Raw genomic sequence first — 13,951 nt, 5'->3', positions numbered from 1 at the left:
GATGAGCGAAATCGGAGTTGAGGAAACGGTCGAAATTCGAGTCCGAACTCAGGCTCGCCGTCCGCGAACCCAGACGTACTCGCAGTGATCGAGCGAGAGCGTACAGTCGTCGCCGCGGGCGTCGTACTCACCGGTGCCGACGACGGCGTCTGTCGTCTCGCCCGACGGGTCGAATCGAACGTCGATCTCTCGAGGTTCGTCCGCGATGTTGTGCGCGACCAGCAGGACGGTATCGCCGTGGTCGAACCGGTGGACCCACACGTCATCTGGCTCGACGTCGACGATCGAGAACTCGCCCTCGCTGACCTCGGGGGCAGCCGTTCGAGCGTCGACGAGTCGGCTGATTCGGCTGAGCAGGGAGTCGGCGTCGGTCGCCTGGTCGTCGACGTTGATCTGCTCGTGCCCGAACGGCCCCTCGGCGCGAATCGGGTTGTAGAGGTCGTCGGCGTCGGCCGTCGAAAAGCCGCCATTGCGATCGTTCGACCACTGCATCGGCGTCCGGACCGACTCGCGTTCGGGGACCGACAGGTCGGCACCCATCCCGATCTCATCGCCGGCGTTGATCACCGACGTGCCCGGCAGGGAGAACACGAGGCTGTGTGCACACGCGATTCGATCGTGGTCGCCGTCGTAGATGTCGGCCAGCCGGAGGCGGTGGCCGCGTCCGAAGATCCACGAGTCGTCGTCCCCGAGGAAGTCCCGGGCGTGCTCGAAGGCCTCCTGGGGGAGTTTGAGCAGGTTGAACTCGTCGTGGTTGCGCAGGAAATTCGCCCACTGAGAGGGGTACGGCGTCTCCGGAAGCACCTCGTAGGCGCGCTCGAGCGGCCAGGTGTCCTTGACGGCGACGCCGTAGACGAGGTGGGAGTTGATTACGAAATTGAACAGGAGGTCGAACCCGTCGCCGTCTGCGAAGTAGTGTTCGAGCTGGTCCGGTTCGTCGTCGGCTTCAGCGAGCAAGATCGCGTCCGATTTCTCCTCGCGGACGACCTCGCGCATCTCCGTGTACAGCCAGGCCGGGTCCTCGATTTCGGCTCCGTCGTGGCCTTTCGGCTGGACCATCGGGTGGGCCGCATCGACGCGGAAGCCGTCGACGCCGAGGTCGAGCCAGAACCGGAGCACGTCGTAGATTTCGTCTCGCACGGCGGGGTTGGCGACGTTCAGGTCTGGCTGGAAGTGATAGAACTGGTGGAAGTAGTGCAGTCCCGCCTCCTCGTCCCACGACCAGACGCCGTCTTCGTACTCCGGGAAGATGTTCATCGTGTTGTAGGCGTTCTCGACGTCGCCCGACCAGAGGTAGTAGTCGTGATACTCGGAGTCCCAGTCGCGGGCACGTTTGAACCACTCGTGTTCGATCGAGGTGTGGTTGAACACCACGTCAGTGAGGACGCGAATGCCCCGCTCGTGGGCGAGGTCGACGAACTCCGAGAACTCATCGAGCGTGCCCAGTCGCGGGTCCACGTCGTAGTAGTCCGCGACGTCGTAGCCGTTATCCTGAAGCGGACTCGGGTAGAACGGACGCAGCCAGAGACAGTCGACGCCCAAACTGTCGAGGTAGTCGATTCGATCGATCAGTCCCTGAAAATCGCCCCAGCCGTCCCCGTTCGAGTCGTTGAACGTCTTGACGTCGAGAGAGTAGACGACGGCGTCGCGATACCAGAGTTGGTCATCTTCCAGTTCGTACGCAGCTTCCATGAATTTCAGTGGAGAACGAATTTCCAAAAACGGATCGTTTCTGGTCGGGGCGGTGGGCCGCTCCTCTCGGTTACGGAATCCCGATCGAGAGGACGCAGACTGCCAAAATTATAGGGGGTAGTGCCCGCTCGGAAGGCACCTCGCAGGAGATGACGAATGGTTCACGTTTTTATTCCTTGGTGACGAACCCGAAGCTATGAGACACCGAGTATTCAACGAGGACGGCGACGAGGACCTCGTTTTCGTCATGGGGTGGGGCAACCGGTGGACCCACGAGAACGTGAGCTGGCTCATCGGGACGCTCACCGACGCCGGTTATCGCGTCCACGCGTTCGAGTTACCCACCAATATCGAGGACTTCAAAGCCGACTGGCTCGAGCCGATCGCGGAGTACGTCCTCGATCTCGAAGAGTACCAGCTCCTCGGTCACAGCGCCGGCGCGCTCGTCGCCCAGGCGTTAGACGGCGCGGACAACCACGTCTACCTGAGCCCCTGGTGGGGATACAGCGAGACCTATCCCGAACTCGGCCTCGAACTGGTGTCGAAGATCCCGACGACGTTCCCGTTCATTCCGGCCGGCGAGATGGGGAAAGCCGCGATCGGAGACCTCGCGACCGACCACCAGCTAGCGACCGCACCGAAGTGGGTCTCGCCCGCGTTCGTCCGGGAAACCCGTCGCGCACAGGACGAACTGCTCACGATCGACCACGACGCCGTCGTCTTCTGTTCGCTTCGCGATCCCATTGCCAACCTGCGCCCGATCGGGGAACGGGTCCCCGCCCGACACGTGGTGCTGTACGACGGCGGTCACGAACTGTTCTCTTCCCCGAGTCGCGATCGACACGTCGACACGCTGCTCGCGGCCCTCGAGGAGGGTGCAAAGGCCGTCGAAGATCAGGACGAGGAATCCGAGAAACCGGCCTGAACGGTGAGTACGTCTACGCCGGTCGCGCCGGCGCTCGCCAGACGAAACCGTGATGGGCAGCGATCGACAACGGTTCGCCAATGGACTGTAACCGGTGTGACGAGGACGCGGTGATGCACGCCGCCTACTCCGGGGCCCATCTCTGTGCCGATCACTTTCGCGAGTCGGTCGAAAAGCGGGTGCGCCGGCGCGTCCGACGGGACGATCTCGTTCCACACGACGCGACGCCGGAAAACCCGCAAACGTGGGTTATCGGCCTCTCGGGCGGGAAAGACAGCGTCGTCCTCACCCAGATTCTTCACGACACGTTCGAAGAGGATCCGCGGATCGAACTCGTTGGGTTGACGATCCACGAGGGGATCGAGGGGTACCGGGACAAGTCGGTCGACGCCTGCGTGGAACTCGCCGACGATCTGGGGATTCGCCACGAACTCGTCTCCTACGAGGAGGAGTTCGGCATTCGAATGGACGACGTCGTCGAGGACGATCCAGAGAACATGGCAGCCTGTGCCTACTGCGGCGTGTTCCGGCGGGACGTCCTCTCCCGGTACGCAGACGAACTCGGTGCGGATCTCCTGTTGACCGGGCACAACCTCGACGACGAAGCCCAGTCTGCACTCATGAATTTCCTCGAAGGCGACGTCGAGCAGGTCGCCAAACACTTCGAGGCCAGCCTCGGACCGCTATCGAAACGCGAAGCCCAGGACGCGTTCGTCCCCCGCGCAAAACCGCTGCGAGACGTTCCCGAAAAGGAAGTCGCGCTCTATGCCCACATCAACGACCTCCCCGCCCACATCACAGAGTGTCCCCACGCCAGCGAGGCCTACCGCGGCGAAATCCAGCAGGTACTCTACGGATTAGAGGAAAACCACCCCGGAACGCGACACTCGATTCTCGCCGGCTACGAGGAACTCGCCGAAATTGCCGCCGAGACGTACAGCGGCGAAGACGGGGCCGATCTTCAGGATTGCGTCGAGTGTGGCTCGACCACCACACGCGAGGTCTGTCGGAAGTGTTCGCTGCTGGAGTCGCTCGTATAGAGCGCAAACACAGCTTCCGTCACCGGTTACAGCCCTCGCTCAGCGTCGCTCGATCCGCTGGATCAGGCGTCTGATCGAGATCGGTTCCGGTACTTACACACCGCCGAAAAAATCGCGTCGAAAGTGGATGCCGAATCGCGATCCGAGGCGTTACCGGATCACGTCGACGCCGTTTTGTTTTTCGAGTTCGCGCTTGCCGCCGTCGCTCTGTGCGCCCAGGTCACGACGACCGCTATCGACGTGTTTACTCGCGTCGAAGTCGGCGTCGGAGACGCCCTCGATGCTCTGTCGGGACTTGTCGGCTTGCTTCTGCGTCGACGGGCCGAGTACCTGTGCGCTCTGGACGCCAGTCATGATCGCCATCACGCGAACCTTGCCCTTGTAGTTCTCCTGAATGCGAGCGCCCCAGATGACGTTCGCGGAGGCTTCGAGGCGTTCGGTGATGTTGTCAGCGATGCCTTCGGCCTCTTTGAGGGTGAGATCCGGACCGCCAGTGATGTGGACGAGACCACCGGATGCACCACGGTAGTCGACGTCCAGCAGCGGGTGGTTCATCGCGTCTTTGACCACTTCGTCGGTCTTGTTCTTGTCCTGGGTCTCTCCGACCAGCATCACGGCGACTCCGCCCTGATTCATGATCGTGGACATGTCCGCGTAGTCCAGGTTGATCAGCGACGGTTGCGTGATCGTCTCCGAGATTCCCTTGACGGTCTCGGCGATGATCTGGTCCATCACCGAGAACGCCTTGCCGATCGGGAGGTTCGGGACGTAATCGAGTAGTCGATTGTTGTCGAGAACGATGATCGAATCGGCCTGATCGCGAAGCTTCTCGAGGCCTTCCTCGGCTTTCACCGTGCGAGCACGCTCGACGTTGAACGGCGTCGAGACCATCCCGACGACGATCGCGCCCTGATCTTTTGCGATCTCGGAGACGACGGGAGCGGCACCCGTGCCGGTGCCGCCGCCCATACCCGCGGTCACGAACACGAGATCTGCGTCGCCGAGGACCTCCTTGATCGTGCCCTGGGCCATCTCGGTCGCCCGTTCGCCCATCGACGGGTCGCCGCCAGCGCCGAGCCCGTTGGTGAGCGATTTGCCGACGAGAATCTTCGTGTCGGCCTCGATCATCTTCAGGTGCTGTTTGTCGGTGTTGATCGCGACGGTGTCGGCACCGTCGACGCCGATGTTGTACAGCCGGTTGATCGTGTTGTTGCCCGCACCGCCACAGCCGACCATGACGATTCGGGGGTCTCCGAACTCGTCATCGTCCATGTCGGCGTCCATTTCGCGGGCCTCTTCTTCGGCGTTTTCGAGGGCGTCTTGAACGATATCCTGCATCGTTACACCTTCGCCCAGGTCCGCTGTTTGGTGGACTGCTCGCTGTGTCCGTCGTATTGCTCGTTGATCATCTCCCTGACGGCCGACCGGATCGCCTCGCTCCGGTTCGGAAACTCGCCAGAGTCGACCAGCTGCTCTACCTCCTCGATCTGCTGTTTCGGAATTCGCAGTGTCACACGCTCCATATTTGTATTCCCCGTTTGAGTAAGACGGTTCGCGCGCCCCTGTCAGACGCGCCGTGTCTTACGTCGAAGACGCCCGGAAACGAGCGTTTTCGGCGTCATCCGCCGTCTGTAAGACAACCGTCTTACGCGAGTAATGGAGTGATTGTCTGAGATAATAAAGGTTCCGCCGAGACTCACTTTCTGTGTCTTACGAAAGTAAGTCTTCCTGACTAGTTCGAGTCGAGCACGTTCGCTGCTGGCGTCCGTCGTCCACAGCTCGGACAGAACGCCCAGTCCGATCGAATCTCGTCGCCACACTCACAGAACGACCGACGAGATGCCTTCTCGCCGCAGTTCGGGCAGTAAACGTGATCCTCTGCAACTCGCTCGCCGCACTGACCGCACTGTTGTTCGTGGTCTCCCGTTTCGGATCGTTCGTCCGATACTGGTTGTGTGACGTTTGTATTACGCCCCGCTGACTCGCCGTCGATCGAGACGTTCAAGTTGATATCTTGCTGGCCACGGGTCCGCCTATCTGGGAGGCGGTCAGCCAGCAGCGTATCTACGCGCTCGCAGATCAGGTCATCGATCGGATCAGTACCGTCCCGATCGAGCGCCTGCGTCGGCTGTTGGCTCTCAGGTTGGGTCTCCAGATCAGCGAGGTACGATCGAAGTGCCTCCCGCATCACCTCGCTTTTCGACGCCTCGAGTGCCTCGAGCTGGTCGATGAGGTCGTCGTCGGCGCGGAACGTAATTTTGCTCATGGGAGGCTCGGTACCTTCCGTGTTACCACTTCACCTATATTAATCATTCTGTCGTTCACACTTCGTGACACGAGAGGACGGTCCGTATCGGGTTCCGGCGATCGATTGCGAAACGAATGATAACCCTTATATTTGCACCGGCGGCTACGTTTGGGTGTGCCCGCCCTTAGCTCAGACTGGTAGAGCAGTCGACTGTAGATCGACTTGTCCCCCGTTCAAATCGGGGAGGGCGGACTCGAAATAAAATCGAAGCGTGGCTAAAGCGGAAAGCCGCGTTTTCGCGTTTTTTGACCCCTCTTCCATCCGAGTTACTTTTTCGGTTACCCGCGGGAAATCGTGATTGGAACTTGGGACCAGTCGCATCCCTACGGGGTTTTGTGGCTGCCATCGCAGAGAGTAGCCGAAGCCGGCTGTAATGCAGCGGTGGGTTCCGGTCCGATCGCGGGACCCGATCCGACAGCGCTGACGACACGGCCCGAAACCGCGATACGTCCGAGGGAGCTGCGGGTAGCACTGGCCGGGGAGGATTTGAACCCCCGACTGCCCGGTTCGAGACCGGGTGCTCTGTCCAGACTGAGCTACCGGCCGACAGTGCCGTGTACGGGCGGGTCGAGACATATGCTCGCTGCCCGCAGACGCGTGTGACCAGTATGACAACAGTCGTGTCCCAACGAGAGTACGAACCGGGAACCGGTGAACAGCCCAGATCGACAGACGAGAGTACCAGTCAGACGCCCGACTCCCGGCCGACCTGGGGGTCGCGTGCACGCGATCGCCGGCCAGTCATTTTTGACCGGTGTTCCGATACACTCGGCCATGAGCGACGACCCCAGCCGCGATCGCGCACAGGATCGGGCCGAGCAGCGCAAATCCCGGCGAGCAGAAACCAGCGAGTCGATCCTCGAGGACGTCGAACGTCACCTCGGTGACGCGGAGTATCCGATTGCGAGCGAGGAGATCGCCGCGGAGTACGGCAACGAACCGATCGATATGCCAAACGAGACGGAGACGCTCGGCAGCGTTTTCGATCGGTTGACCGACGAGCAATACGAGTCTCCGGAGGAAGTCCGGGAAGCCGTGTACGGAGCGGTTACTGGTGAGGCGGGAAACCGAAACGAGGCGAATCCCGAACGGGATCTGGATCGGCTGGACGACGAGAAGGCGGGTCGCTAGACGAGAACGAGACAGATCGCCTGTAGGGATTCCGAGATCGGATCGTTCCCGGATCGATCGAACCCCCGTATCGACCTGGAGGATGCGTCGGAACGCGGGGAATCGAGACGCACGCCGTGTAGTCAGGTCAGCGGGTCGAACGTCGATAGCAGAACGGATTTACGTCACGGGGCACTGATTTGGCGTATGGATTACGAAGCGAGTCTCGATCGAGCGATGGACGAGGTCCCCGACATCGGGGGCGACCAGGAACGCTTGCAGATTCCCGACCCACAGCCCCAGAAAGACGGCGCATTTACCCGGTTTACGAACCTCGGGGACGTCGCTGACACCCTCTCACGAGAGGACGAACACGTCCACCGATTCGTCCAGCGAGAACTCGGAACCAGCGGCAAACTCGAGGACGGTCGTGCGCGGTACAACGGGACGTTCTCCCAGCAGGATTTCAGCGCGGCGATCGACGCCTACGTCGACGAGTACGTTCTCTGTTCGGAGTGTGGGCTGCCGGACACTCGCCTCGTTCGCGAGGACCGCACCCCCATGCTTCGCTGTGACGCCTGTGGTGCGTTCCGGCCGGTGACCAAGCGCTCGACGAGCAGTCAGCAACAACAGCAAGCCGACGCCGTCGAAGAAGGCAAGACGTACACGGTCGAGATCACCGGCACCGGTCGCAAGGGCGACGGTGTCGCGGAGAAAGGCGAGTACACGATCTTCGTCCCTGGCGCGAACGAAGGGGATGTCGTCGAAATCTACATCAAGAATATCTCTGGGAACCTCGCGTTCGCGCGCCTCGCCTGAGACGGACGCTGTCCGTCTGAGCGTCGGTTACAGGCATCTATCAGATTTTCGCCGTTTCGAGTGGTCTGGCCCGTCCAGAGACGACGCCTGAACGGGTATCGAACCGCGAAACTAAAGTCGATTTGCACCAGTCACACGTACGTGGGAGTCTCGTTCGATCTCTTCGGAACGCTCGTGACCGCCGATCGACCGGCCGACCCGGCCGCAGCAGTCGCGGCCGAACTCGAGGCTCGCGACGTGCCCGTTCCCAAAGACTGGGAGACGGCGTACGCCGAACCGCACGTGGACGCTCCCGAGGGTGCGGAAGTGCCGCTGCCGGCGCACGTCTCGCGAGCGCTCGCGAGTCGCGGCGTCCGTGCCGACCACAACGCGGCCAGACGGGCCGTCGTCTCGGCGTTCGATCCCGTCGTCGAGACGAAATCGGGCGCGCGCGAAGCGATCGAGGCGGCCCGATCGCAGGGACCGATCGCGCTCTGTTCGAACTGCAGCGTGCCGGAACTGGTCGGGCGGACGCTCGTCAGGTCCGAGTTCTCGCGCGATGACTTCGACGCAATCGTGACGAGCGTCGGCTGTGGCTGGCGGAAACCGGCCCCCGAAATATTCGAGCAGACGGCCGCCGAACTCGGCGTCGAGCCTGCGAACCTGATCCACGTCGGCGACGATCCGCGAACAGACGGCGGCGTCGAGGCCGTCGGCGGGACGGCGCTGTTGCTCGACGAAATCCCGATCGAGGACGTTCCCGACCGACTGGCCGCGCTTTCGGACGCGGAGGACTCGTGACGCTCGTGACGATCGCGGTTCTCGGACTGGCGTTCAGTCTGGACCTGCTGGTCGGTGAACCGCCGACCGCGGCCCATCCCGTCGCGTGGTTCGGCCGGCTCGTCGACGCCCTCGATCGGGAATGGCATGCCGACAGCCGTGTGCAGCGCCTGGTCGGGATCGCGATCGCCGCACTCGCTCCCCTCGTGCCGGCGGCCGCTGCCGGCGGGGTCGTCCTCGCGGCGTTAGCGGGCCATCCTGCCGCGGGCGCGATCGCTGCCGGTGTCGCGCTCTTTCTGACCACGAGTTTGCGATCGCTGCTCGAACTCACCGAATCGGTTGTGGGGGCGACCGAGAATGACCTCGAGACTGCTCGCGAACGGGTTCGCGGTCTAGTGGGTAGAGACACGTCGACGCTCTCGCCGGCCGAAATTCGAAGCGCAGCGATCGAGAGTGCAGGGGAGAACCTGGCGGACGGGCTGGTCGCCACGCTGTTGCCCTTTGCCGTTCTCGCACCGGTTTCGCTGTCTGCGGCGGCCGCCGCGGCCGCGTGGGTTAAAGGCGTCAACACGCTGGATTCGATGCTCGGCTACCCGCAGAAGCCGATCGGGACCGGCAGCGCCAGGCTCGACGACGTTGTAATGTGGCTTCCAGCCCGGATTACGGCCGTTGCGATTGCCGTCGCCGCAGGCGACCTGCGTGCACTCTGGCGCGCCCGCGAATGGGCGCGCGATCCGCCCTCGCCGAACTCCGGCTGGCCGATGGCGACGCTCGCCTGCGCGCGCTCCGTGCGACTCACCAAGCCGGGAGTGTACGATCTCAACGTCGGAACGGACCTGCCGACGATCGAAGACGGCGAGCGGGCCGTGGCGCTCCTGGGAGTCGCGGCCGCCGTCTCGGTCGTGATCTGTGCGGTTCTCGCGATGGTCGTCGCCCAGGGTGCCGGCGCGGTCGCCGCACAGTCGGAGCAACTCGAGGCGGCACTGGCGCTGGTGGTGATCCGATGATTCGAGAGTGGGTCGGTGCGATTCGCGGCGCGATCGGCTTTCTGACGCGGATTCCTGCACCCCGCTACGACGGTGACTGGGACGCGTTTCGACGGCGACCCGCGGCGTTTCCGATCGTCGGGTTCGTCGCTGGCGCGATCGCCGCGATTCCACTCCTCGCCGGGGGCAGGGTGCCGACCCCGGCCGTCGCATTCGGGTACCTGCTGGCGGTCTACGCGGTTACGGGCATTCACCATCTCGACGGCATCGCTGACCTCGGTGACGCCCTCGTCGTCCACGGCGACGCGGAGCGACGCCGAGAGGTCCTCAAAGACACGACGGCCGGCGTCGGTGCGGTTCTCGCGGTCTCGGTCGCCGTTTCCGGCCTCGCACTCGCCGGCCTCGGACTGGCCGGACTTCCCGTGCTCGCGGCGATCGGTGTCGCGATCGCGGCGGAGGTCGGCGCGAAACTCGGGATGGCCGCGATGGCCTGTTTCGGGACGGCAGTCGACGCGGGAATGGGCCGGCAGTTCACCGCGCAATCGACGCCTCGGAGCGTCGTCTTGCCCGCGGTCGTCGCGCTGCCGGCCGCCGCGCTCACGTGGTCCCATCCGGCCGCTGCGATCGCCGTCGGCGGCGCGGTCGCCGGAGTGTGTCTCCCCTGGTACTGGGCGACCCGCCACCTCGGCGGGATCAACGGCGACATCTTCGGCGCGGCGAACGAGATTGGCCGGCTCGCCGGCCTCCATCTGGGGGTGATCGCGTGGACGCTATTGTGATGTGCGGCGGCGAGGGCAGCCGACTCGAAAGTCCTCACGAAAAGCCGCTCCATCCGATCCGTGGCACCCCCATGATCGATCGCGTAACCGCCGCGATCGCAGAGAGCCGAATCGAGACGGCGTACGCGGCCGTCTCACCGAACGCGCCGGAAACGCGGCGGTACCTCGAGGGAAGCGACGAACTACGGATTGCCGAGACGGCCGGTGAGGGCTACGTCGAAGACCTGATGACGGTACTCGAGCGACCGGAGATCGAACTACCAGTGCTCACAGTCGCGGCTGATCTTCCCGCACTCGAAGGGGCGGTGATCGATCGGGTGCTCGATCGGCACGACCGCAGAACCGATGGTGCGACCGGCCGGCCGTCCCGAACCGTCTGCGTCCCCATCGCGCTCAAGCGACGGCTCGGCGTCAGCGTCGACGCACACCTCGAACCCGACTCACATCTCGCGCCGACGGGAGTCAACGTCGTCGGCAGCACGGACCACTCCATGACCGACATTTCATACGACCCACGACTCGCGGTGAACGTGAACCGACGCGAAGACGCCGACGTAGCGATCGAGCGTCTCTCGAACCGACTCGGTCGCCCTCCGGCCGAAGGGCCGTCGGAGCGACGCGATCGGAACGATCCGGCGTCGACGGGTGACGATCCGTGCGCGTGATCCTCGCCGCCGGGACGACCGAGACCGCACTGATCGACGGGATCAGCGCCGCCGGGGCCGCTCCCGACCTGATGGAGCACACGCCCGCCGCGGACGCCGAAATTCTCGTCTACGGGGAGCCGACGGCTGCGCCGGTCACACCGGTGAGTCCGACGGGCTGTCCGACGCCCGCGGCGGTCACGCGGGCGGTCCGCGAGGTGGTCGGCTTCGACGTGGCGATCGTCGACGCCGGTCTTGCCCGGACGACTGCCGCCCCCACGGTCGATTTGGGCGTGACTCCGGGCACCGACAGCCGCGAGGAGAGGGCCGTCTCCGACGCGGACGCGATTTTCGATCGAGCCCGCGGCTACGGCGCATCGCTTCCAGACGACGAGATCATGGTCGGAGAGACGGTCCCCGGCGGGACGACGACCGCCCTTGGGGTGCTCACCGCCCTCGGAGAGCCGATCGGCGTCTCCTCCTCGCTCCCGACGAATCCGATCGAACGAAAGCGCGACGTCGTCGACGAGGGTCTGTCCGCGAGCGATCTCGAACCGGGCGACTGCGCGGGCGACCCGCTCGACGCGATCGAAGCGGTGGGCGATTCCGTCCAGCCGACCGTCGCGGGGATCGCGGCCGGTGCGATCGAGTCCGGCACTGGCGTGACGCTGGCCGGCGGTACCCAGATGGTCGCCGTCGCCGCGCTCTTGCGCCACGCTGGCATCGAGACCCCGCTGTCGATCGCGACGACCTCGTTCGTGGCCGACGATCAGGGTGATGCACTCGCGGCGGCTTGCGATCGCCTCGGGTGCGACCTCGTCGTGACCGACCCCGGCTTCGACGAGCGGGCCCACGTCGCGATGGAACGGTACTGCGCTGGCGAAGCCAAGGAAGGCGTCGCGATGGGCGGGGCGCTCTCGCTCGTTCCCGACGATCGACTGGCCGCCGTCAGAGACCGCTTCGAGACGGTGTGTGCGCGACTCGGGATCGACGGCGTCGGTGAGCCGAGGGACGCCCCGGAACGGAGGGGCTGATCGTGGAACCGAACGCGATACGCAACGGGAGGCGGGTCCCTCACGGCGGTGAGACCGATCGGGACCTGCTCGATTTCTCGGCCAATACGAACCCCGAGACGCCCGCGGGCGTCGACACCGTCTACGAGGACGCGCTCGATCGCTCCCGGCGGTATCCCGACGACGACTACCCAGAATTTCGGGCGGCCGCGGCCGCGTTCGTCGATTGCACGCCCGATCGAGTGATTCCGACCCCCGGCGGCCTCGCCGCGATCAGGCTGGCGATGGAGAGTGCGCTCGCGCCCGGCGATCGAGCGCTGGTTCCGTTCCCCAGTTTCGGAGAGTACGCCCGCGAAGTACGTCTGCAGGGTGCGACCGCGGAGTTCGTCCACCACGAGGACCTGCTCGCGGTCCAGGCTGACGCACTCGAGGGGTGTGCGCTGGCGGTGGTCTGTACGCCCAACAATCCGACCGGCGAGGCCGCCGATCCCGACGAATTGGCGGCGTTTGCCGATCGCTGCGGAGCCGCGGGAACGACGCTGCTGGTCGACGAAGCGTTTCTCGGCTTTACCGACCTGCCGTCGGCGGTCCGGCTCGATGCACAGCACGTGATCGTCGCGCGATCGCTCACCAAGCTGTTCGGCCTGCCGGGGCTTCGCGCCGGGTTCGCGGTCGCGACGGACGACCGGCGGGACGCCCTCGAGACGGCGCGGCGAGCGTGGTCGCTCGGAACGCCCGCGACACGGGTTGGGACCTATTGCCTGCGACAGGACGGGTTCGTCCGGGAGACCCGCGATCGGGTCGCGAGCGAGCGTGAGCGACTGCGCGAGGCGCTCGAAACGACGTTCGACGTCTACCCGTCGGACGCGCCGTACCTCCTGTGTGACGTGGGCGATAGAGACGTCGATGACGTGATCGAACGGGCGCGCAGCGACGGAGTCGCCATCCGCGACGCGCGGACGTTTCGCGGACTCGACTCGCACGTCCGCGTCGCGGTCAAGGATCGACGATCGAACGACGAGCTGCTCGCGGCGCTCGGTGTCGATGGCTGAGCGAACTCCGCCGTCCGCGGCAACCCGACGCGACGGCGTACTCCGCGTCCGGCGTCCAGAAACCGAGTGGCTTTCGACGGGGTGGAACGGCGGACGGATCACTGCCGACGCTGCGTACAACGTCTCCGTCCCGGAGGGATGGGAGCGGACGGATCTCGCGGCCTACGCGGCCAACCGGCTCGATCGGGCGGGGTTCGAAGGTGCGGCCGCTGGGCCGGTGTTGTTCACCGGCGTCGGCATCGACGACGCCCGCGGCGCACGCTACGGCTCTGTTACGGCCTACGCGACGGCTGGCGTCTCGAACCCCGCCACGTTGCCGATGGTACCGGCGGGCCGGTCCGAATGCGATGCAGTTACTGGAGCGAACGCGGTTGCTTTGGAAAACGAGGTTGCCGGAACGGAATCCGAAACCGACCCGACGCGCGGGACGGTCAACCTCGTCATCACCACGACGCGGGCGCTTGCCGACGGCGCGCTCGCAAACCTGGTCGCTGTCGCCGCGGAGGCGAAGGCGGCGACGCTGCTGGCCGAAACCGGGTTCCCCGGCACGACGACGGACGCGATCGTCGTCGGCCACGATCCGGACGGTGATCCGGCAGCATTCTCCGGCAGCGGAACCGACGTCGGCGCGGCGACGCGGGCGTGCGTCCGCGATGCCGTCCGGGCGTCGTTGCGTGCCCACTACGATGACGGCGAGTGGGAGTGTCCGAACTCGGTCGCTGAGGCCGCCTACGGCGTCTCGACGGATATCGCAGCCGAGGTGTTCCGACCGCCGATCGCGGGCGAAGAGTAAGCCGGCCCTGCAGACCTCGAACCCCGACGCT

15 protein-coding genes and 2 tRNA genes are annotated in these 13,951 nt (G+C 64.8%); 12 read left to right on the top strand and 5 right to left on the bottom strand.

Features of this window, described 5'->3' with window-relative positions; translation table 11 throughout:
• Positions 1–48: 48 nt before the first annotated feature.
• Positions 49–1,692 carry an alpha-amylase family protein gene (locus AC6I6L_RS19545; protein WP_497919447.1) on the bottom strand — a complete coding sequence of 548 codons (1,644 nt, stop codon included), beginning with the start codon at positions 1,690–1,692 and terminating at the stop codon, positions 49–51.
• A gap of 196 nt (positions 1,693–1,888) precedes the next feature.
• On the opposite strand from AC6I6L_RS19545, the gene AC6I6L_RS19540 reads away from it, so the two are divergent.
• Together AC6I6L_RS19540 and ncsA are read left to right on the top strand one after the other, a co-directional pair.
• Complete coding sequence (locus AC6I6L_RS19540; protein WP_497919446.1) at positions 1,889–2,617, top strand: alpha/beta fold hydrolase; 729 nt, start codon at positions 1,889–1,891, stop codon at positions 2,615–2,617.
• Between the two features lie 80 nt (positions 2,618–2,697).
• Positions 2,698–3,657 carry a tRNA 2-thiolation protein NcsA gene (gene ncsA / locus AC6I6L_RS19535; RefSeq protein WP_497919445.1) on the top strand — a complete coding sequence of 320 codons (960 nt, stop codon included), beginning with the start codon at positions 2,698–2,700 and terminating at the stop codon, positions 3,655–3,657.
• A 150-nt stretch (positions 3,658–3,807) separates the two neighbouring features.
• Here ncsA and ftsZ read toward each other — a convergent pair whose 3' ends face one another.
• The 3 genes from ftsZ to AC6I6L_RS19520 form a co-directional block, all read right to left on the bottom strand.
• On the bottom strand, positions 3,808–4,995 hold the full coding sequence (gene ftsZ, locus AC6I6L_RS19530) for a cell division protein FtsZ (RefSeq protein WP_497919444.1): 1,188 nt from the start codon (positions 4,993–4,995) through the stop codon (positions 3,808–3,810).
• A 2-nt stretch (positions 4,996–4,997) separates the two neighbouring features.
• On the bottom strand, positions 4,998–5,180 hold the full coding sequence (gene cdrS / locus AC6I6L_RS19525; protein ID WP_497919443.1) for a transcriptional regulator CdrS: 183 nt from the start codon (positions 5,178–5,180) through the stop codon (positions 4,998–5,000).
• Positions 5,181–5,389: 209 nt separating this feature from the next.
• Positions 5,390–5,923: a double zinc ribbon domain-containing protein gene (locus AC6I6L_RS19520; RefSeq protein WP_497919442.1), complete on the bottom strand. Its 534-nt coding sequence runs from the start codon at positions 5,921–5,923 to the stop codon at positions 5,390–5,392.
• Between the two features lie 160 nt (positions 5,924–6,083).
• Between AC6I6L_RS19520 and AC6I6L_RS19515 the strand changes: the two genes are divergently transcribed.
• Positions 6,084–6,157 (top strand) — tRNA-Tyr (locus AC6I6L_RS19515).
• Positions 6,158–6,436: 279 nt separating this feature from the next.
• On the opposite strand, the gene AC6I6L_RS19510 is transcribed toward AC6I6L_RS19515, so the two are convergent.
• Positions 6,437–6,511, bottom strand: a tRNA-Arg gene (locus AC6I6L_RS19510).
• Positions 6,512–6,739: 228 nt separating this feature from the next.
• Here AC6I6L_RS19510 and AC6I6L_RS19505 point away from each other — a divergent pair.
• The 9 genes from AC6I6L_RS19505 to AC6I6L_RS19465 all read left to right on the top strand — a co-directional run bounded on the left by AC6I6L_RS19505 (position 6,740) and on the right by AC6I6L_RS19465 (position 13,920).
• Entirely contained in the window at positions 6,740–7,096 is a 357-nt protein-coding gene (locus tag AC6I6L_RS19505; RefSeq protein ID WP_497919441.1) for a DUF5789 family protein, read from the top strand.
• 186 nt (positions 7,097–7,282) lie between these two features.
• Complete coding sequence (locus tag AC6I6L_RS19500) at positions 7,283–7,894, top strand: translation initiation factor IF-2 subunit beta (protein ID WP_497919440.1); 612 nt, start codon at positions 7,283–7,285, stop codon at positions 7,892–7,894.
• Positions 7,895–8,035: 141 nt separating this feature from the next.
• Positions 8,036–8,674 carry an HAD family hydrolase gene (locus AC6I6L_RS19495; RefSeq protein ID WP_497919439.1) on the top strand — a complete coding sequence of 213 codons (639 nt, stop codon included), beginning with the start codon at positions 8,036–8,038 and terminating at the stop codon, positions 8,672–8,674.
• Complete coding sequence (cbiB, locus tag AC6I6L_RS19490; protein ID WP_497919438.1) at positions 8,671–9,660, top strand: adenosylcobinamide-phosphate synthase CbiB; 990 nt, start codon at positions 8,671–8,673, stop codon at positions 9,658–9,660. The genes AC6I6L_RS19495 and cbiB overlap by 4 nt, the downstream gene beginning before the upstream one ends.
• On the top strand, positions 9,657–10,418 hold the full coding sequence (gene cobS / locus AC6I6L_RS19485; protein ID WP_497919437.1) for an adenosylcobinamide-GDP ribazoletransferase: 762 nt from the start codon (positions 9,657–9,659) through the stop codon (positions 10,416–10,418). The genes cbiB and cobS overlap by 4 nt, the downstream gene beginning before the upstream one ends.
• Positions 10,418–11,083: an NTP transferase domain-containing protein gene (locus AC6I6L_RS19480; RefSeq protein WP_497919498.1), complete on the top strand. Its 666-nt coding sequence runs from the start codon at positions 10,418–10,420 to the stop codon at positions 11,081–11,083. Before cobS ends, AC6I6L_RS19480 begins: the two co-directional genes overlap by 1 nt.
• Positions 11,074–12,096: a nicotinate mononucleotide-dependent phosphoribosyltransferase CobT gene (gene cobT, locus AC6I6L_RS19475; RefSeq protein ID WP_497919436.1), complete on the top strand. Its 1,023-nt coding sequence runs from the start codon at positions 11,074–11,076 to the stop codon at positions 12,094–12,096. Before AC6I6L_RS19480 ends, cobT begins: the two co-directional genes overlap by 10 nt.
• Before the next feature lie 2 nt (positions 12,097–12,098).
• Positions 12,099–13,127: a threonine-phosphate decarboxylase CobD gene (gene cobD / locus AC6I6L_RS19470; RefSeq protein ID WP_497919435.1), complete on the top strand. Its 1,029-nt coding sequence runs from the start codon at positions 12,099–12,101 to the stop codon at positions 13,125–13,127.
• On the top strand, positions 13,120–13,920 hold the full coding sequence (locus AC6I6L_RS19465) for an adenosylcobinamide amidohydrolase (protein WP_497919434.1): 801 nt from the start codon (positions 13,120–13,122) through the stop codon (positions 13,918–13,920). Before cobD ends, AC6I6L_RS19465 begins: the two co-directional genes overlap by 8 nt.
• Positions 13,921–13,951: the final 31 nt, after the last annotated feature.

The organism is Halosolutus sp. DAT137, from assembly GCF_059736405.1.
Note: the sequence above shows the minus strand (reverse complement) of the source record. Positions and strands in the feature narration are given on the sequence as shown.

Bases quoted from the DNA above. Each gene is read 5' to 3' on its own strand.
- AC6I6L_RS19500 (WP_497919440.1), top strand. From the start codon at position 7,283: ATGGATTACGAAGCGAGTCTCGATCGAGCGATGGACGAGGTCCCCGAC.
- AC6I6L_RS19540 (WP_497919446.1), top strand. From the start codon at position 1,889: ATGAGACACCGAGTATTCAACGAGGACGGCGACGAGGACCTCGTTTTC.
- ncsA (WP_497919445.1), top strand. From the start codon at position 2,698: ATGGACTGTAACCGGTGTGACGAGGACGCGGTGATGCACGCCGCCTAC.
- ftsZ (WP_497919444.1), bottom strand. From the start codon at position 4,995: ATGCAGGATATCGTTCAAGACGCCCTCGAAAACGCCGAAGAAGAGGCC.
- AC6I6L_RS19520 (WP_497919442.1), bottom strand. From the start codon at position 5,923: ATGAGCAAAATTACGTTCCGCGCCGACGACGACCTCATCGACCAGCTC.
- AC6I6L_RS19545 (WP_497919447.1), bottom strand. From the start codon at position 1,692: ATGGAAGCTGCGTACGAACTGGAAGATGACCAACTCTGGTATCGCGAC.
- AC6I6L_RS19505 (WP_497919441.1), top strand. From the start codon at position 6,740: ATGAGCGACGACCCCAGCCGCGATCGCGCACAGGATCGGGCCGAGCAG.
- cdrS (WP_497919443.1), bottom strand. From the start codon at position 5,180: ATGGAGCGTGTGACACTGCGAATTCCGAAACAGCAGATCGAGGAGGTA.
- AC6I6L_RS19480 (WP_497919498.1), top strand. From the start codon at position 10,418: ATGTGCGGCGGCGAGGGCAGCCGACTCGAAAGTCCTCACGAAAAGCCG.
- AC6I6L_RS19465 (WP_497919434.1), top strand. From the start codon at position 13,120: ATGGCTGAGCGAACTCCGCCGTCCGCGGCAACCCGACGCGACGGCGTA.
- cobS (WP_497919437.1), top strand. From the start codon at position 9,657: ATGATTCGAGAGTGGGTCGGTGCGATTCGCGGCGCGATCGGCTTTCTG.